This window comes from Kordiimonas aquimaris (genome assembly GCF_025574485.1).
In the GTDB taxonomy this organism is placed as follows: Bacteria; Pseudomonadota; Alphaproteobacteria; order Sphingomonadales; family Kordiimonadaceae; genus Kordiimonas; species Kordiimonas aquimaris.
Genome location: NZ_JAOBPO010000008.1, coordinates 1 through 19,347 on the forward strand (window position 1 = coordinate 1; position 19,347 = coordinate 19,347).

Consider the following 19,347-nt stretch of genomic DNA (forward strand, 5'->3'; position numbering starts at 1 on the left):
TGAGATGCCCCTAGATTTGTAGACACCTTGTTCATTATAAAATGGAAGCAAGGAGTTTATAGATTATGCCGATAGGTGTTCGTTATACAGAAGAATTCAAGCGCGATGCGGTCGCTCAGATCACAGACCGAGGGTACAGCGTCAAAGAGGTGGCTGAACGGCTTGGTGTTTGTACAAAGTCCCTTTATGATTGGAAGAAGCTTTTTTCAAAGCCAAGCAAGGAACGCAAGCAGGAAGCTGCTGACAGCGCTGAGATCAGGCGGTTAAAAGCTGAGTTGCTTCGAGTCACCGAAGAAAGAGATATCCTAAAAAAGGCAACGGCGTACTTCGCAAGGGATGCGTAGTGAAGTACGCCTTCATTCAGGCGCACCAAACTGTGTTTCGTGTGCGGGTGATGTGCCGCGTCCTGAAGGTTCATCACAGTGGTTTCTATGGCTGGGTCAAGAAGCCTCTCAGTAAGCGGGCCAGAGATGACAACCGGCTTATCGGGCTCATCAAACAAGCCTGGCTTGAGAGTGGTTGTGTTTATGGATACCGCAAACTTCATGACGACCTGCGGTCGCTCGGTGAGACCTGCTGCCCGAACCGTGTGGCACGACTGGCAAGCATTGCGGGCGTCAAAGCACAAATAGGCTACCGGCGCAAAGCTGGTTTTTACGGTGGCAAACCTGCGATTGTTGCAGCCAACAGATTACAGCAAGACTTCAAAGTGGCCCTGCCAGATCATGCCTGGGTCACGGACATTACGTATATTCGCACGCATCAGGGGTGGCTATATCTGGCCGTTGTCATTGATCTTTATTCCCGCCGCGTGGTGGGTTGGTCTATGCAACCCCGTATGCAGATGGATTTGGTGTTGAGTGCCTTGCTGATGGCTGTCTGGCGTCGCAAACCAAAGCAAAAGGTGATCATTCATTCTGATCAGGGCAGCCAGTTTACAGGCCATGAGTGGCAGAAGTTCCTCGGCGCTCACAATTTGGAAGCCAGCATGAGCAGGCGCGGCAACTGCCATGATAATGCTGTTGCTGAGAGCTTTTTCCACCTGTTAAAGCGCGAACGCGTCAGGCGCAAAACCTACGCAACCCGCAAGGATGCTCGCCAAGACGTCTTCGATTACATCGAAATGTTTTACAATCCAAAAAGAAAGCATGGTAACAACGGGTTGTTGTCTCCCGTCGATTTTGAACAACAAACTAAAATGAAATCGCAAGGTGTCTAACAAACTAGGGGCATCTCATACCAATACATACAAAGCATTAGCAGAGCTTGGCGTTAAGGTTTCTTCTTCACTTAGTGCAGCTAATTTACAATCTGACGCCGCGCTTTCTGTGATTGGAAATGTTCGGCAGAAGATTGTTCATGTTACGGAAGTTCCAATTTTATCATTTTCAGCTTTGAAATTCGGTAGAAACCTTGCGTGTCCTAACAAATCACTCACGATAACAGGCGTCGGGTTTGAAGAAACGAAAGACGTAATTAAAGATGCAGTAGCTCAAAGGGTAGAAGATATAGTTATTTTGACACATCCATTTGAGTTTATTAAGCGTGGTGATGCAAAATTTCGAAAAATTACATTAAGTCGCGTTAACCAAAGTAGATTGAAAAAACTCTGTCGTTGGATTGCGGAAACCGAGACTGTGACAACAGCGGATTTTAAGTCCTCTATTGACCGTTGGCTGTCAGCCACTGTGGCTGATGATGTAAAAATTGAATCGCGCCCGCTATCCTCTATAGTACGTGTGATAGAAAATAAACTAAATGATATAATATGGCAGTATTAAACCACTATTTAAGCGATTAAATAAAGGGTAAGTTTGACTTCTACCTCAAAACAGATTTTAGCGAAAGAATGCATTATTCTTTTCGGTACGGATAACCCTATGGGATTAGCCGCTATGCGAGACATAGGCTCACATGGAGGCAAAGTTATCGGGCTTGGTTATTCGGCGACTGCACTCGCTAGTACATCAAAATACTGCACTGCTCATTACCTTAGGGCACAAGGTGAAAGAGCTGTTGTTCATCAGGTGATCGAGCTTGCACGCACATACGGTGCATCCATGTTAATTGCTATGAGTGAGCCTGACATTGCGCTCTTTAATCGCCATAGAGAACAGCTCTCCAAGCATATACGATTACTATTTCCTGAAGCAGATACAATTAATCAAATATTCGATACGAAAAATGCTTTGAAACAGGCTGCCTCTGTTGGAATACAAACCCCCAAAACAGTATCTATTTCAAACATGGAGAACATAGAGAGCGTACTAGGCGATGTTACGTATCCTGTTGTTCTGAAATGGGCTGATCCCAATGCTGTAGCGAGCCGGCTTCACAAGGTAGGCTTGAAGGTTATTAAGGCGGAATATGCGAAGTCTTTTGACGAGCTCATTGGTAAGTTAGGCAAATATTCGACGTTAAATATTTTTCCTATGATACAAGAATATTGTAAGGGCGAAGGCTTAGGCCATATGTTTTTAATGTATGAAGGCCAAGCTTTGCTCGAATTTCAACATCATCGAATTCATGAATGGGAGCCAGAAGGTGGAGTTTCATCTTTATGTATGAGTGTGCCGCTAAATGAGCATGTAAGAGCGAGAGAAAAATCTCGAGTACTTTTAGAAAAGCTCAATTGGACTGGTGTTGCAATGGTGGAGTACCGATATGATGTGTCATCCGGAACATATCTGTTTATGGAAGTGAATGGCCGGTTTTGGGGTAGCTTGCCATTGGCTATTGCTGCGGGTGTACCATTTGCCACAGGCTTGGTAGTTTCTCAAATTATTAACGATGTAACTCAGTTTCCAAAGGTATTCCAAGCACCATATAAACGCATTAAATGCCTGTACTTTATTCCTGAAACGAAAAGGTTAGTACGCATTTTATTTGAACGAAAAAAGATAAAAGACCCGCTCTTTAAACCTCGACCATTTTTGAGTTTACTGCGATATTGTTTTTCATTTTTGTCGCCTTATACACATTATTATGTATTCGAATGGGTGGATCAAAGGCCATTTTGGAGCGATGTAAAAAATATACTTTGGAAACTGTTGAAACAATAGTTTCTTATAGCTTATCTAATCTTCTAGTTCATAGTGTAAATTCATAACAGCTTGGTGAATTGTATGAAAACACGTCCGAAAATATGCTCTGCTGTGAGTGTATGGATCATAAATTAATGGTTTGGGTTTGTCACACCATAAACCTAATAAGACGACCTGAATATCATCTCTCTTTAATCTTGTTTTTATGCTAGAGATATGGCGCTCTTCCATAACAAGGAAGGTATCATCAGGTTTCACTTCAAAATCTTCCAAATCAGTAGCTCTGTGCGCAGACATATCTATGTCAAACTCCTCAGCGATTTCTATAGCGACTGCATTCGCCAGCGAGCCGGTATGAGTGGATAGCCCAATAGATGTTATAGGGATATTCCAATTATACTGTTTGGCGGCGTACTCTCCGAAAGGACTGCGACATATATTGCCGTGGCACACGAAAACTAATCTTTTACTGTTATAAGAATTTAGCTTTGTGGCACTATTGAAGTACCCTAAACGAAGTTTTACCTGATCGATAATGCTACGAATCAAGCCGCGATGAGTTCCAAAGTTTGCAGAGATATACTTGATCATAGATTGCTCCAAATTCATGTAAGTATACTATAATAAAAATACCCAACTTTTCAGAGGCATTTATTTTGTATATTTTGCTTTCACATAGTCGACTATAGCCTAGGAAATCACCTATTTATTTTAATTAAATCAAAAAAGCTTGTTCAATTTTATGGCTTTTCTGCTTGGAGGCTAATTTGTATATCACTACCCGTAACATTGTCACTCTAAGCGGTCTTGACCGAGCCGAGTTAGAAGGGTTTTTCGATAGTGGACGGGTCGCAGTGTAACGAAGAGCTGAATGATCAACATATATAAAATCAGCTAGTTGAGAGAATATGACCTCGGAACAGTCTAAAACCTGTTAATGGCTTCTGATGGGCCTTTAAAATGAGTTTTTCGAATCTGAAGACTCACACAAAACGTGCACACAAAATTTTCAATTAAATTAATTACCTATATATTTCATATGGTTAATGACCTATCAATCAGGCTCATAACCTGAAGGTTGTAGGTTCAAACCTTAACTATAAAGTACCTCGGTCTTTTTGCTCGATTTTGATTAGCTATGATCTTGGATTCTTGGTTAAGGGTTTTGCCTCAAATACAACTTATTAGTGATTCGTGTTTACTGGGTAGTAATGTGCCGTGGAAATGAAAACAACTAGACTGTTAATTTGTATTAATTGAAGTGCTTAATGAACTAGTAAACCATTGAAGAGCCTTGTTTTGAGTTTCTTGAATAATCAGTCGATTAATAAACTTAAAATTTTATTCTTGACTGTAGTTTACAACTTTGTGTGTAGTGCTGCCACAGAGTGTTGAGTTCAGATGTGGGGGCATCTATCATTTCTCAAGAATAATCGCATGCACCCTATGGGTGTAATGTAACGGGGATTAGTTGTTGGTTGATTGTATGCAGCGTTGGGGCACTGCGTATTGATTAACTGGAGGCTGGTCGCTGGAAAAGTGTGTGGTTTGAACTGCTGGTACCAGTCCAAACCACGATGTCAAAACTATTATGGAGAATTGACAAAGTGGTTAATATCATAAAACCAAACATCAGGGAACTATCAAATAAAGAGCTTACTTTTGTAGCTGGTGGTTTCTCTTTTACGGAGCATCAAGTTAGCGAGAATATTGATGCAATCATTAGCAATGGCTTGACTGAGGAAATGCAAAGCACAGCGTGTGCTATTTCTGCTGTGTCTTTACGACATTCTTCAAGTGAAGCATTTGTTGATGCTTTGGGCGAGGCTACACCGGAGAATGTGGCTTTAGATAGCCAGCCGGACGTTGGCTTGCCGAGTATTGCAGCGTTTTTAGATGAGTTTTCAGTGCGTCCATTCAACTTGAACCCTGACGGGCGATTATAGATAGCTGCCAATAGCAGCTAAAGAAATTCATGTGCGTAATGGTTGCGTATATGGATGGCCCAAAATGGGTCAAAATGGTTCTCAAACCCTGGTACGGGGCGAGGACTTTGTTAAAACTAAATTATGGAGAAAACACATGACTACAATGGTACGTGAATTAAATATGAAAGAGCTAGCTTTTGTTAGCGGTGCTGGTGAAATCGAAGAAATCACCGTTCACGGTGATCGTCCTAGTTCAGATAGCGGCGGAGGTTTTTTCTCAGTATTCACACCTACAAATATCGGAGGGGCTCTAGGGGGCCTTTTAGGAGGTGCTTTATGTGGTGCTGGTTGCGCAGCAGTAGGTGGATTAGTTGGAGCTGGAGCTGGAGCTGAACTCGAAGAGCAGCTTGATGCAACAGAAGCTCAGCGACAATTGGATGCGGCTAATGAAGCTTTTGATCGAGAGCTCGAGGACGGTTGGTAATAATCAGTCAAGCCTCATGTGCTGCTGAACGGTAAATAATGAAATCAGCGTGTATGTGCAGGAGTGATTAAGAAACTGCAGGCACTATATTAATGAAAACCCTTAGTGCCTGCTATAATTTGGTGCACAATTATTAACTAGGATTAAGGCTATGTTAGATAAAATTATTCCTTCATTGAAGTTCTTTATAATAGTGTTTTTAGGGATTTTAATCCCTCTAACGCTGTATGAGGTATCTCAAGAGGAAGGCTATTCCACAAAAGGCGCAACCTACTTCCTAGATATTATACTATCCAATGCAGATACATCGGTGATGGGGGCTCTTGGGGGTTTGCTTGGGAAGTATCTATATAAATTTCGCGGTAGGCCGAGCGATACATAATGTTTGATAATTATTCTACATATTCGGATTCAATATAAATGATTCAAAAAGTATTATTAATTTTGCTGCTTGGAGTGAAGATTGTCTTCGCTCAAGAAAGTCAAGCACATGATCTCTTTTTTGATTCTTCGATTTTTGACGACGAACTTGAGAATGGCATGCGCTATGTCATTATGCCAAATGATGGACCTCAAGAAACAGCATCAGTTCGCTTGTATTTCGACATTGGCTCATTGCATGAGAAAGATCATGAACGCGGATTTGCGCATTTTGTTGAGCATATGGCGTTTAATGGTTCGACAAACTTCCCTGAGGGTGAGCTTGTTAAAACGCTGCAAAATGCAGGGCTAGCTTTCGGCGCACACGCGAATGCATCAACGAATTTTGACCGCACAATTTACTCGCTTGAATTGCCTAATGTTGAAAGCGAGACAATTAAGCTTGCGCTTAAAGCACTCCGTGAAACATCTAGCAATTTGACGTTTACGCCGGAAGCTATTGATCGTGAGCGCGGCGTTTTAGTGTCTGAGCTGGACTCTCGTAACGGCAAAGGGCTTCAGGTTTTTCGTGAGCAGCTTAAGTTCTGGTCGCCAACCAGCCGGACCAATGTTCGATTTGCAGCAGGCACCAAGGAAACGATTGAAAGCGCGACGCGTGAAGAGCTGGTTGCGTTTTATAATGATTTTTACCGCCCTGAAAACGCTTACCTTGTGTTTGTTGGTGACGTTGAGGTTGAAGATATTGAGGTACTGATTGAAGAAATCTTTGGCGACTGGACCAATGATACAGTTGAACGTGATACAGGCTATATGGACATACCGTTGCCTGTTGAAGAAACACCTCAGAACATAAAGTTTTTTGACCTTGATGGCATTACAACATCGCTTAGTCTGACGATGCCGTTGCCGTTTGATGCAAGGGAAGATTCTGTTGCCAAGCGTGAAGATTTAATTATCAAATCCTTTGCAAATACAATGTTTGCACAGCGCCTTAATAAACTGACACGGCAAGACGGTGCGCCCATTCTGTCTTTGCGCGTCAGTTATACGCGGCTTTTTGAAGAAGCTATGCTGGCGAGCCTTACTGTTAACACGTCGGATGAAAATATTTATGATGCGGCTGGTTTGATGGAGCAGGAAATTCGGCGGGTTCTAACCCACGGGTTTACCGAAGACGAAGTTGTGGAGCAGAAAGCGAATTTCAAACTATCCTATCAGTATCAAGTAGATGCCGCAGAAAAGAGGCAGAATAACGTTCTAGCGAATGCGATTGTTAACAGTGTTCATACGGATACAGTGTTTATTCATCCTGACAATCAACTGGCAATATATGAAGGGCTTGAGCCGAGATTGAACGTTGATGTGTTGAATGCTGCGTTTGCAGATATGTGGGATAATCCATCGCGTTATTTTGCGCTTACCAACACTAAAATTGATGATGCAGAAAACAGATTGCAATTGGCACTTGAGCAATCTCGGCAAGTGGCTGTTGCAGCGCCTGAGGTGCAAACGGTCACTGAGTTTGCCTACACAGACTTTGGGACACCGGGCAAGGTTGTTTACCGCGAAGAGGATGAAGATTTTAGGTTCACAAAGATACGGTTTGAGAACAACCTGAAAGTGAATTTGAAGCCAACAACTTTTGAAGATAACACAGTTCGAATGTCACTGACTCTTGGCGGAGGGGTTGCCTCTATGCCGAAAGAATTCGCTGGCATCCAAAACCTCGTAAACCTTGGCTTTGTTAATGGCGGTCTTGGTGCGCACGAAGTAACTGATATTCCGCGATTAATGGCAGGCACAACAGCGAGTATCAGGTTGCAGGCATCAAACAGCAGTTACTCTTTACCTGCTGGTGTTATTCCAGCTGATATGCTTAAGCAGTTTCAGCTTTGGGCGGCTTATCTTACAGATGCGGCATACAGGCCATCAGCGCACAGTCAATATGTACGTGCCATTGAAAACTACTTTCAATCAGTAAACTCCACACCGGGCGGTGTTTTTAACGCAAAAATTAGCTCGTATTTGTACGGCGATGACCCTCGGTTCAACCTGCAGTCTGAGGAGCGACTTAAAGAACTTTCGATGCAAGACCTGCGATCTGTTCTGGCGGACGTGACTGCGAACGGTGCACTAGAATTAACAGTTGTGGGTGACTTTGAAATTGATGCTGCAATTGAAGCACTATCTGTAACGCTAGGTGCCTTACCTAAACGCCGCCTCGTACCTGAACTTGACCCGGAGGTTGCAGAAATAACTTTCCCTGAAGGCACCAAAGAAGTTGTGTTTAAGCATACAGGCGGTGCCGACCAAGCGCTTTTGCGGATGTATTGGCCGACAGTTGGGCCGGATGAGCACGGATTAAATGCGAAGCTGTATTTGCTGCGTCACGTTCTTCAGGTGATGATGACTGAAACACTGAGAGAAGAAGAAGGGCTTGCTTATACGCCTTCTGTTTCAAAGTTAAGTTATGGCTATTTTGATGACTATGGTTTCCTAACAATTGCGACGGATATATCGCCGGGTGAAATTGAGCAGGCAAAAGCCATTTTTCTGGAAGTGGTGAATGAGCTTGTTTCGGGTGATATTGAACAAGACGTGATAGAGCGTGCCAGAAAGCCAATTCTTGAACAGTTACGCAATAGAAAAAAGAACAATTCTTACTGGTTAAGAATTCTAGATGGAGCGCAGTCTGACCCCGATTACCTTCAGTATGACCTTCGTCTCGAAGAAGCAGTGACTGAAACAACATTGCAAGACCTTGTTGGTGTTGCAAGACAGTTTATGAGTGATGGGCCGCGCCTGACAGTAAGCGTTATTCCTGAGCCAATGGTTGCTGAGGACAGTGCGGCACCCAATGTTGCTACTCAATAAAGCGAGTATGTTGTGAATGCGTCACCTGCAATTCTTTTTGGTAAGCGAAAGCTTCCTATTTTGCATCAGTCAGAGGCTGCGGAGTGTGGTCTTGCGTGTTTGGCGATGGTGGCAGCCTATCATGGATATAAGACTGACTTGAGTGCTTTGCGTGGCCGATTTCAGGTGTCACTTAAGGGGGCAACACTTCAGAACTTGATGTCGGTTGCAGATCAAATTGGTTTTGCAGCTCGTCCGCTGCGTGCGGAGCTAGAAGCGCTGGATACAATCCAGACACCAGCCATATTGCATTGGAACATGAACCACTTTGTCGTGCTGGCGAAAGCAACCAAGAAGCATGCGATCATTCATGATCCGGCACGTGGTAAGCTCAAGCTATCTTTGCGCGATGTATCAAACCATTTTACCGGCGTTGCACTTGAACTCAGGCCCACGCCAGCTTTTGAGCCAAAGGAAGATGTTAAGCCGGTAAAGCTTACTGACTTCTGGGGTAAAATATCTGGCTTGAAGCGCAGCATGGTACAAGCGTTTATGCTGTCTGCATTCTTGCAGGTATTTGCTCTGATCACGCCGCTTTACCAGCAGATGGTGGTGGATGACGCCATTACAAAGCAGGATACCGATTTCTTGATTGTTCTTGCTATTGGTTTTGGCTTCATGGGTGTGATGAACATCGCTGTTACCTACTTGCGTTCATACGTGATGCTCTATTTCTCATCTGCGCTTAATTTTCAAATGACGGTGAACCTGTTTCGTCATTTAATGCGTTTGCCGGTTGATTTTTTTGAGCGACGGCACATTGGTGACATTACCTCGCGCTTCGGATCGCTTGCGCCTGTTGGTCAATTGTTTACATCTGGCCTTGTCGCTGTCGTGCTTGATGGTTTTATGGCAATTGGCACACTCGCTATGGCCTTTATCTATAGCGCCAAACTCACGTTTGTTGTGCTTGGGTTTATGATGGTTGGGTTTGCGATTGAGTTAGTCGCTTTTCCAGTGCGTAAACGTAAGAATGAAGAAATCCTGCACTTGGGCGCGAAGGAAAACTCTAACTTCCTTGAGACTATTCGTGCAGTGCGCGCCATCAAAATATTTGGTCAGGAGACGGCGCGGGAAAGTGTGTGGCAAAACCTGAAGGTAGAAACATTGAATGCAAATGTTTCGCTGTCCAAGTTCAATATTAACCTCGGTAATTTCACATCATTGATTGGTGTAGGGCAGTCTATCATCGTTATGTATATGGGTGCCATTCTTGTTATTGACGGTAGTATGACACTTGGGATGCTGTTTGCCTATCAAGCTTATTCAGGCCAATTCTCCAGCCGTATCTCTGCGCTTATCGGCCAGTTTATGTCGTTTAAGATGCTTAAACTGCATTTGTCGCGGTTAGCTGATATCGTTCACACGGAACCAGAAGTCAAAACGGATGAGAACGGCACCGGTTCACAGCAGGCTATTAAGCTTAAAGGTGATATCCAGTTAAATAACCTTTGCTTCAGGTATGGTGAGCAAGAACCTTTTGTGCTGAAAGGTGTTGATCTTAATATTCAGGCTGGTGAGATGATTGCCATAACGGGCGCATCAGGCGGCGGTAAATCCACCCTTCTTAAGGTCATGCTTGGTCTATTAAAGCCGCAGGAAGGCGATATCCGAATAGACGGTGTTCCGCTCTCTGTAATGGGGCCGCAAGCATATCGTAGCAATCTGGGTGTGGTGATGCAGGATGATCAACTGTTGTCGGGCTCTATCGCTGATAACATAAGCTTTTTTGATCCCAATCTTGATCATGAAAAAATGGAGCTGTGTGCACGTGCAGCCGGTATCCATAAGGACATTGTAAAAAACCCGATGGGTTATAACAGCCTGATTGGTGATATGGGCACATCGCTGTCTGGTGGGCAAAAGCAGCGTATTATCATTGCGCGCGCTTTATACCGCAAACCGCGCATACTGTTTTTAGATGAAGGCACTGCAAATCTTGATGAGAAGACTGAGCAGCATATTACGCATGTGATTGAACGCTTGCCCATCACGCGTATTATCATTGCGCACAGACCTGCGCTCATTGAAGCAGCAGACCGCGTGTTTGCCATGGTTGATGGCGTGCTCCATGAAGTGCCGCAACAACGCTTTCTTGGTGCCGCAGAATGAGCAGTCTATTTCGTAAAGAAGCAATGGATCATCAGCGCACCAAGCTTTGGGGCGATGTCATCATCGTCCAACCAACAAGCTATTACTTCATCGTATTGTTGTTTTTGATTGTGTTTATCGCTCTTGGTATCTTCCTTGCCTCGCAATCGTATGCTCGTAAAGAGACTGTGCTTGGTTTTTTGGCCCCAGAAGGTGGGCTTGCAAATGTTTATGCCAGCAGAGGTGGGACCGTTGATACACTCTATGTAGCGCCGGGGCAGAAAGTTGTGAAAGGGCAGCGTCTTGCATCCATGAGATTGGAGCGCCGTGTACTTTCTGGTTCTTCTAGTATCGAAATGTTTAAGGCATCGTTAGAGCGTGAACTGAGTGATATAAATACACGCCTTGCGGATGCTGATGTGCGTCTTGCAAAAGAAACAGGCGGTTTGAGATCGAGGCTTGTAGGGCAACAAACTGAGCTTTCGTCGATTGTTGATGAAGCAAACATCCTCTCTGGCAGGATTGAGCTGGCACGTAAACAATATGATGCTGCACTGGAACTGGTTGCAGATGGTTATACAACACAGCGTACCGTTGATGCCCGGCAAGAGGCATTCCTTGGGCTACAACAGCAACAAACAAGCCTTACCCGGCAAAGAACTAACCTTGAAACTAATATCAAGCAGACAGAAGGTTCTTTGGAGCTGTTGCCCTATCGGTTTGATGAAGAAAAGTCTAACTTGCGTCAACGAGCTGAGGCTTTGGGCCGCCAACTATCGGATCAGGAACTGGCGTCCGGATATGTATTAAGCGCACCACTGGATGGTTATGTGGTTGGCATTCTTAAACAAGAAGGTGCTGCAGTTATTGGTACTGCACCGCTTCTGGTGATCAGGCCTGAAAGTTCGAACTTAGTTGCAAAGCTCTTGGTGCCAAGTCGGGCTGCTGGATTGCTGGCTGTTGGACAAGAGGCCAAGATACAGTATGACGCATTCCCGTATCAACGCTTTGGTGTGTTTGACGGTACTGTGAAAGCTATATCTGAAAACATATTGTCTCCGGGCGAACTGGAGGTGCCGGTTCCTATGCAGGAGGCATTTTATCTTGTCGACTTGGAGCTTGAAAGTAACATGGTTGAATTGGCGACGCAGAGCGTGGCGTTGAAGTCAGGCATGCTTCTCAAAGCAGATGTGCGGCTTGAAGAACGTTCACTTGTACAATGGGTTTTTGATCCGATTTTGTCGCTAAAGGGTAAGCTCTAAGCCTTTGGTCATTTAGCATGAAAATATTAAATGTTATGCCTGATAAGGCTTAAAATGAGTTTCGATAGAATCAAGTTTATCACAGTTTTTATCACACTATCTTTTAATAATTTTTATTATGTAAACATTTCAATGAGTTAATAGCCTATTAATCAGGCTCATAACCTGAAGGCCGTAAGTTCAAACCCTACCTTTAGCATCAAAACATCGAAAACATTGCAGAGCCAGTATCGTTATTGTATAACCTCCGATGGGAGAGATGTAACGATGTTTGGGCAAACGACAAAACATCAGAGATTAAAGGGTTTAGGCATGCGTGCAGCTACGCTGGGTGTGCTTTTCCTGTTTGCTCAGTTTTTGATCTCTTTTCATCATGTAAGCGACGCACACAGCTTAGATAAGGCGGACGAAGGTGCTGTCGTTGAGTGCGGTGTTTGCACGGTTTCAGCAAGTGTATTCGATCTGCCCTCTGAAACGAGTGAAACTTTCTTTATCACAGGTTTTCAAACACCATCCATAACTTGGCTTGAAAACACGCGACTAGCAGCAAGTATTCGCTTGCAGCAGCCTCGAGCACCGCCTGCAATTTCCTGAATTAATGAACCGTAACCGGCTAAACGCTGGTCATTTTTACTTGTTTTCACACTCAACGGTGCTGGAATATTATTCAGGATATAGTCATGACTTCCATTCAAGGCCGGTCTGAAGGCCGAGCAAATAATACCAACTACAAGAGCGTTGATTTTCCAACTTTAACAGGCAATCAACAGATGATTTATTCTGCGTTGCTAGGGCTAGGGCGCGCAGCAAAAGCATACGAATTGCTTGATATACTGAGAGACAAAGGCGTCAAGGCTGCTCCAACAGTTTACCGTGCGTTGCATGAACTTGAGGAAAAAGATTTGGTGCAGCATATCGTGTCTTCACGTGCTTTTGTTGCACTTAAAGAACCTGATAAACGAACAAAAGAAAAGATCACTTTGCTATGTGATACATGCGGTGAAACCCGGTTTGTTGAGAACGAGCCTTTGCTCGCAGCTTTGTCTGCTAACGCAAGTAATAATGGATTTTCTGTCCGTTCCTATCACCTTGAAATTGAAACATCATGTGATGGCTGTGACAGGCGGTGTACATCATGAGCTCGCTTGTTAGCAACCGAACAGCATTGGATCACTTTGGTATTATTGTAGCCAGTATTTGCCTATTGCACTGCTTGGCTATCCCTATCGCGGTGTTAGCCGCACCTACCATGACAGTCTATGCACCAGATAATGAATGGTTGCACCTACCATTGGTGCTGTTTGCAGCAACACTAGGTGGCTATGCGATGTTGGTAGGCAAAGCACGTCATCAACAGAGCCGCCCGATCATCATCGCATCAATTGGTATCTTGCTATTATTGGTATCACTTGCCGAAGCTCAGATTGGAGGGCTCGCAGAGTACCTGGCAAGCATAGGTGCGATCATGATGGCATATGCACACATCAAAAATATGCGGGCAATATGTATATGTTGCCCCGATTGACATCATAACAAAACCAGTAAGCCGTCAAAGTGCGGCAGGGTGAATTGACAATCAACGACAGAGAGAAAATACATTGACAAAATATAGTGTTTCGCATCTTGCAATATTAATTTGCTTCGCCGCACTGCCCATTGCAGGTGTACACGCTCAGGAAACGCCTGACCTTAAAAGTGAGTCAACTGCATTGATTGCAGGTCGTGACAGTGCACAGGTATATGAGCGCAGTTTCTTCAATCAATTCACACCGCAGACAGCACGTGATATGATTGATCGCCTGCCTGGATTTACGCTTGATGGTGGTGATAATTTGCGTGGCTTTGGTGGTGCAGCTGGTAATGTTCTTATTGATGGGGAAAGACCCTCATCCAAGACTGGCGGCATTGAAGATGCCTTGAGGCGTATTCCCGCAAATCAGGTAGCACGAATTGAAGTGATCAGAGGATCGGCAGGCTCAGGTGAAGCTGCAGGTCAATCTGTTGTCGCGAACGTTATTCGTTTGACGCAAGGCGCTGCAGGCAGCTGGGAAGTTAAGCTGGAGCGGGCTGCTGATGGTATTATCTATCCGCGTGGTGAGGTTACTATTGTTAGGCAGGTTTCAGGTTGGAAAACATCTACAAAAGTAAATGGGTTTTGGGAAAGGTTTCCCTTAAGCGGCCCTCGTACACAATTTGATTCTGAAGGAAATTTGAGGTCATCTCAATTGGAGGACCGCCCAAGCACATTGACCGAAGCATTTATTTCATCTGAAGCAGAACGTGCTGCGGGTGGCGGAGTATTAACCCTAACCGGACGGTTTGGGCGAAGTGCCTTTTTACCTAATACCGAAAGGCTCGGGTTTGATGGTCGTTTGCCAGACGAAAACCCTGATGAACGTTTTTTTATTGATCTGAACAGTGTTTTTTATGAAGGCGAGTTTGGTGCTGACTGGAGCAGAAGTCTTGGCAGTTTGTGGACACTCAAACTGTTATCTTTGTCATCTTTTCAAACGTGGGAACAGGAACAACTGGTTACGACAGAACGGCCAGTAGGAAGTTTAGAGTCTGGTTCAACATTCACAAGACAGCAAGATACGTTTGAAACAGTCTTTAGGGGCTCCTTTACCAAGTCAGGTTCCAGCACACTTCGCCCGGAGTTTGGAGCCGAGGTCGCTTATAATAGCCTTGATAGCCAATTATCACTCGAAACTCGTAACACTGATGGTGTAAATGTTATCGACCTTCCTGCAGCGGATGTTTTGGTTGAAGAGTTGCGCGGCGAAGCATACTCAAATCTTATCTGGCAAGCCGGTGGTGGATTATCTATGGAAGCCGGTTTAGCGACTGAAATTTCTCAAATTACAGTTTCAGGTGACGCTGATAGCCGCCAATCTTTTTTCTTTATAAAACCTTTTGCTACAGCAATCTATGATGTGCGCAAAGGGCTTCAGCTTCGCTTGGGGTTGCGCCGTACAGTCGGGCAGCTTGATTTTAGCGAGTTTGCTGCCTCCGCGTCTGCGGCTGATGACCGCCTGCTTGCCGGCAATCCGGAACTGGGCCCGGACCAAACCACACGCGCCTCTTTTACTGTTGATCTTCGGTCTGACAAAAGAGGCGCACTGAACGTTGAGCTGTTTCACGAGTGGCGCGACAACTTGATCGAACAAGTTGAGTTGGCATCCGGTGCCTTTGGTGCTGCAAATGCTGGAGATGGAAGAGTCTGGGGTGTCACTGCAAACAGCAGTATCCCTTTGACGTCCGTTATACCTGGCGGCTTGCTTGAAGTGGAGGCTGATTTCAGAGATTCAAGCTTCCTCGACCCAGTTTCTGGACGCAAGCGCGATATATCCAGTGTGTCTTCGCCGACATTGGTGGCTGAATTCAGGCAAGATCTACCAGATAAAAAACTTGCCTGGGGTGTCTCATACCGCGCGGCAATAGAAAGCCGTTTCTTTTTTGCAGACGAGATCAGCTTCACGCGTGAAGGGGAACAATGGCGTGCTTTTGTTCAGTCAACACATCTGAAAGGCTGGCGCACTACACTTGAAGCCAGAAGTATAGGCGGTAGGAATCGTTTTCGAGAACGAACATTCTTTGAACCAAGCAGGGCAGGCAGCCTTTCGGGATCGGAGATTATTAATCGCAGGCGCGGTGCTTTCATCTCACTAACTATAGCGGGGCAATTTTAAGGCAATGGTCTCGAACCCAAATAATGAACCACCATAGCGTGACACGTTTATTAATTGCCAATAATGGAGAGAGGTGAGCATGAAAATCACGCGAAGAACACTCGGGAAGTATGTCACCGCATCTGCAGCCACTTCTGTTGCTTACAGCCCTCGCATTGCTTCGCAAGAAACGCTGCACCGAACACTCTATATTCCTCGCTATGCTCCTGCATTAACGACGGATGGTAAGAGGGTACTGCTATCAGGGGGAGCGCCGATCGGTGCAGGACGCATGGAAGACCATACGCATTCAGGCGTTATGTCTGTGGTTGAAGCGATTGACCCCATCACTTTGGCGCAAACCTTTCTGGCGAACGCTGCCTTCCCGAGAGCTAATCATGCTGCCGTTTGGATGAACGGACAGCTTTGGTTGTTAGGAGGCAGAACGCAACTTGGTGATGAGCGGCGCATTGCTGCTGAAGTTGAACGCATTAATCTTGCAACTCAAGCAATCTGGCGTGGTCCTGATTTGCCATTAGCGTTAATTGATTTGTCTGCGGTAACATTGGGGCGGTCAATTTTTGTGTTTGGTGGCATATACCGTGATGTCCGATCAAATTCTTCAAAACCTAGCAGTCGCGTATTTGAATGCGCCCCACCATATGAAGCTTGGGTTGAGCGCACAAATATGCCGGTTGCAGTCGGCAATATGGCTACTATCACGGCGGGCGCCAAGATATATTTGGTTGGTGGCTTTGATCGTCAGAGATCACTCGCAATAACGCAGGTTTTTGAACCTAGTACCAATTCGTGGTCTATCGGACCGCCACCCCCAAGGCCGCTTAGCGCACATGCAGGCGCCGGGGATGAGAGGCGCTTGTTCCTGTTCGGGGATTATCAGGAACAAACGTCAGTTTTAGGGTTTGATATTTCATCAGGCAATTGGCGTGATCTTAAAATACCATTTACGCCCAGACGCCATGTCCGGGCGGTGAAGCTACGGGATAGGATTGTTGTAGCGGGGGGCAATCAATCATCCCTCGCACCCGCGACTAATGTTCTGGAAACTTTCCACCGAAGCATACTCAATAACGCCTTCGATGACGCATAAGGGAGATAAAAGATGTTAGTATCAAAATGGTTTCCAAAAATAGGTAGAGCAACACTCCCGATAGTCGCGAGTGGGTTTGGTATTACAATTGCTCTTACTGCAATTCTGATGATTGCTAGTTTTATCGATAGTGAAGTGGGATATGATACGTGGATTGCAGATCATGAAATCACAGCACATGTAAGCTCACATTTTCCAAATAGCGGTACCCGGCTGGCCAGAGTGCCGGCACCGGTGTCTGATGCGCTGCGTGCGTTTGCACCAGACGACATCGTCGATGTTACGCGGCTGCAGGTACGCACCCTTAGTGTTCAAAGGGGCGATGCAGTTTTTAATGAGGCAGTATTCTGGGCTGATCCAAACTTTTTTGAGGTCGTTCGGTTGCCTGTGTTGCACGGCAATGAACGTCCAAGATTAGATGGTGCAAATGCAGTGATCACTGCAACTGCGGCGATGAAGTATTTCGGGAGAACTAATGCTGCGGGTGAAGCTATCACCATTCAAATGCCGGACGGCCCGCAAGACTATATAGTTTCTACCGTGTTGCCTGAATGGCCTTCAAACACTCATTTTGCCAATGAAATCTTCATACCCACGCCGATCGCATATATTGAACGAACCGGTAACGTTATGTCGAACTGGAATTGGTACAGCAGCCACACGTATGCGCGGTTAAAAAGTACTCAATCTTTTGATCAATTGAACCAAAATATCTCTACGTTTATCGACCAAAATATACCGGGGGATGAAGAGCAACCTACCAGTGAACGATTACGCTACATTTTCACGCCGCTTGCTAACGTGCATTTGGAGCCAACAGACTTTTACGCTTTTCGGCCTCGAGGGGACAGGTTTCAACTGCAAGTGTTTGCGGGTATTGGTGCTCTAATTTTTCTGGCTGTAACCTTGAATTCAATCTTTTTAACAACAGCGGACACGCTTATTCGCCTCAAGCTTATTTTGATGAAGAAAATTCATGGTGCAGAAAGTAAGCATATTCTGTCAGCAATTGCATGGCGTACATTTGCATACAGCATCCCTGCTTTCCCGATAAGCTTTGCAGCACATGAAATCCTGGCGCCTTATTTGTTCTTCGACGAATACTCTCAAGGCACAGTAAATGTTGATTGGAGTATTATCACTGTTGCGATTGTCTCGGCGTTTGTACCGGCTGTGCTTTCAAGCCTGTATTCTTTATCTCGCATTGAGCAGGTTGGACCAGCTCAATTACTTCAGGCGAAGAAACAATTGGGGGTCAATGTAAAATCATTATTTGCGAATATAATGTTGGTCGTTCAGTTCACGGTTTCCCTAAGTGTAATGATTTTGGCAACCGCGGGGCACTTCCAAACAGATCATCTTCGCAACTTAGACCTTGGATATGACCCTGAACGCCTTCACGCTATCAGGCTTTCGAATGTTCCAGGATATATTGATCAGGCAAGGTTGATTGCGGATCGTATTGGAGAATTGCCGGCTGTTGAAGATGTTGGGCTTGTCGCATGGTTGCCGGGGCAAAATACATCGTCTATGCGCGTTCGTTTGGTAGGTAGTGAAACCAGTGAGGCCGTGAATGTTTCGTATCAAGGCGGTGATGCGAACCAGTTAAGTGTACTAGGTATTGAGCCTTTTGCTGGGCGTGCATTAGTGCGTGATTTCCCCGGTGATCAGCTAAACGCGCGAAGTCAAGGAGACAACACTGGCGCCGCAAACATCATGGCAAACGAATCTGCTGTTCGGTTGCTTGGGTTTGCTAATCCTGAAGATGCTGTTGGTGCGATTGTGCAGGGAACTGGTACATGGCAATTCGAATTGACAATTGTTGGTGTTGTTCCGGACTTCCGGTTTGAACCGTCTGACACGAATATCTTACCGCGGTTCTTTATTGATTGGCCTTGGAATCATGGAACTGTTTTGGCGCGCCTTAATGGAAACAACACGACAGAAACAATTCAAAAGATCGAAGAGATATGGCGTCAAATGCTTCCAGAATTTGCCATTGACCGCGTTCAGGTTGCAAGCGAAATTGAGGCCACCTACGCTGACGCCGTTGACCGATCAAACATGTTAACATTCTTTGGAATTATTGCAGGCGGTGTTGCGCTTACTGGTTTCTTGGCGTTGCTGAGGACAGCACAGATGGCAATGCGAAAATCTGCTGCGATTAGGAAGTGTTTGGGGGCGCGCCCATACCAGATATTTTTTCCTGTTATGATGCGCTCGATCAGGCCTCTAGCCATTAGTACTATCTTGGCTATGCCGATTGGGTGGTATTTTAGCGAACAGTGGCTCACGCTTTATGTTGAACGAATTGAAGTTGGAGGAGCAGTGCTTATGCTGCCGCTCATCACGTTATTAGTAATTATTTTGCTGTTATCGCTTTATGATGCGGTGAAAGTTTCTACAGAAAGTCCCATCAATGTGTTGAGAAGGGAATGAGTGGTTACTTTAGGTAAAGGAATCGT

Annotated in this window: 16 protein-coding genes; 15 read left to right on the forward strand and 1 reads right to left on the reverse strand. The window is 45.1% G+C overall.

Translation table 11 applies throughout. The annotated features are described in order from the left end of the window. The first annotated feature begins 65 nt into the window (after positions 1-65). The 3 genes from OEU88_RS17050 to OEU88_RS17060 all read left to right on the forward strand — a co-directional run bounded on the left by OEU88_RS17050 (position 66) and on the right by OEU88_RS17060 (position 3,062). A protein-coding gene (locus OEU88_RS17050; protein WP_262694959.1) for an IS3 family transposase occupies positions 66-1,219 on the forward strand; the annotation gives its coding sequence in 2 pieces (ribosomal slippage) (positions 66-306 and positions 306-1,219; 1,155 coding nt in all). Then, the gene (locus OEU88_RS17055) at positions 1,212-1,781 is read left to right on the forward strand and encodes a polysaccharide deacetylase family protein (RefSeq protein WP_262696423.1); all 570 of its coding nucleotides are present in this window, start codon (positions 1,212-1,214) and stop codon (positions 1,779-1,781) included. The genes OEU88_RS17050 and OEU88_RS17055 overlap by 8 nt, the downstream gene beginning before the upstream one ends. 33 nt (positions 1,782-1,814) lie before the next feature. After that, a complete protein-coding gene (locus OEU88_RS17060) occupies positions 1,815-3,062 on the forward strand; it encodes a carboxylate--amine ligase (protein ID WP_262696424.1) in 1,248 nt (415 codons plus the stop codon). Between the two features lie 15 nt (positions 3,063-3,077). Here the strand turns inward: OEU88_RS17060 and OEU88_RS17065 are convergent, their stop codons facing one another. After that, complete coding sequence (locus OEU88_RS17065; protein ID WP_262696425.1) at positions 3,078-3,635, reverse strand: arsenate reductase/protein-tyrosine-phosphatase family protein; 558 nt, start codon at positions 3,633-3,635, stop codon at positions 3,078-3,080. 1,016 nt (positions 3,636-4,651) lie between these two features. Between OEU88_RS17065 and OEU88_RS17070 the strand changes: the two genes are divergently transcribed. The 12 genes from OEU88_RS17070 (at position 4,652) to OEU88_RS17125 (ending at position 19,321) form a co-directional block, all read left to right on the forward strand. Then, the gene (locus OEU88_RS17070) at positions 4,652-4,990 is read left to right on the forward strand and encodes a hypothetical protein (RefSeq protein ID WP_262696426.1); all 339 of its coding nucleotides are present in this window, start codon (positions 4,652-4,654) and stop codon (positions 4,988-4,990) included. A 136-nt stretch (positions 4,991-5,126) separates the two neighbouring features. Beyond that, entirely contained in the window at positions 5,127-5,456 is a 330-nt protein-coding gene (locus tag OEU88_RS17075) for a hypothetical protein (RefSeq protein WP_262696427.1), read from the forward strand. A gap of 151 nt (positions 5,457-5,607) precedes the next feature. Then, on the forward strand, positions 5,608-5,838 hold the full coding sequence (locus OEU88_RS17080) for a hypothetical protein (protein ID WP_262696428.1): 231 nt from the start codon (positions 5,608-5,610) through the stop codon (positions 5,836-5,838). Positions 5,839-5,876: 38 nt separating this feature from the next. Then, positions 5,877-8,711 carry a M16 family metallopeptidase gene (locus OEU88_RS17085; protein WP_262696429.1) on the forward strand — a complete coding sequence of 945 codons (2,835 nt, stop codon included), beginning with the start codon at positions 5,877-5,879 and terminating at the stop codon, positions 8,709-8,711. A gap of 12 nt (positions 8,712-8,723) precedes the next feature. After that, on the forward strand, positions 8,724-10,862 hold the full coding sequence (locus OEU88_RS17090; RefSeq protein WP_262696430.1) for a peptidase domain-containing ABC transporter: 2,139 nt from the start codon (positions 8,724-8,726) through the stop codon (positions 10,860-10,862). After that, positions 10,859-12,103: an HlyD family secretion protein gene (locus OEU88_RS17095; RefSeq protein ID WP_262696431.1), complete on the forward strand. Its 1,245-nt coding sequence runs from the start codon at positions 10,859-10,861 to the stop codon at positions 12,101-12,103. Before OEU88_RS17090 ends, OEU88_RS17095 begins: the two co-directional genes overlap by 4 nt. A 312-nt stretch (positions 12,104-12,415) precedes the next feature. Beyond that, on the forward strand, positions 12,416-12,697 hold the full coding sequence (locus tag OEU88_RS17100; RefSeq protein WP_262696432.1) for a hypothetical protein: 282 nt from the start codon (positions 12,416-12,418) through the stop codon (positions 12,695-12,697). Positions 12,698-12,783: 86 nt separating this feature from the next. Next, positions 12,784-13,242, forward strand: coding sequence for a Fur family transcriptional regulator (locus OEU88_RS17105; RefSeq protein WP_262696433.1), 459 nt, complete (start codon positions 12,784-12,786; stop codon positions 13,240-13,242). Next, positions 13,239-13,628 (forward strand): MerC domain-containing protein, encoded by a 390-nt coding sequence (locus tag OEU88_RS17110; protein ID WP_262696434.1) that lies wholly within the window; start codon positions 13,239-13,241, stop codon positions 13,626-13,628. The genes OEU88_RS17105 and OEU88_RS17110 overlap by 4 nt, the downstream gene beginning before the upstream one ends. Positions 13,629-13,701: 73 nt before the next feature. Beyond that, positions 13,702-15,792, forward strand: coding sequence for a TonB-dependent receptor plug domain-containing protein (locus OEU88_RS17115; RefSeq protein ID WP_262696435.1), 2,091 nt, complete (start codon positions 13,702-13,704; stop codon positions 15,790-15,792). A 79-nt stretch (positions 15,793-15,871) separates the two neighbouring features. Then, positions 15,872-16,882, forward strand: a complete 1,011-nt coding sequence (locus tag OEU88_RS17120; RefSeq protein ID WP_262696436.1) for a Kelch repeat-containing protein — start codon at positions 15,872-15,874, stop codon at positions 16,880-16,882. 12 nt (positions 16,883-16,894) lie between these two features. After that, a complete protein-coding gene (locus OEU88_RS17125; RefSeq protein ID WP_262696437.1) occupies positions 16,895-19,321 on the forward strand; it encodes an ABC transporter permease in 2,427 nt (808 codons plus the stop codon). Positions 19,322-19,347 lie beyond the last annotated feature (26 nt).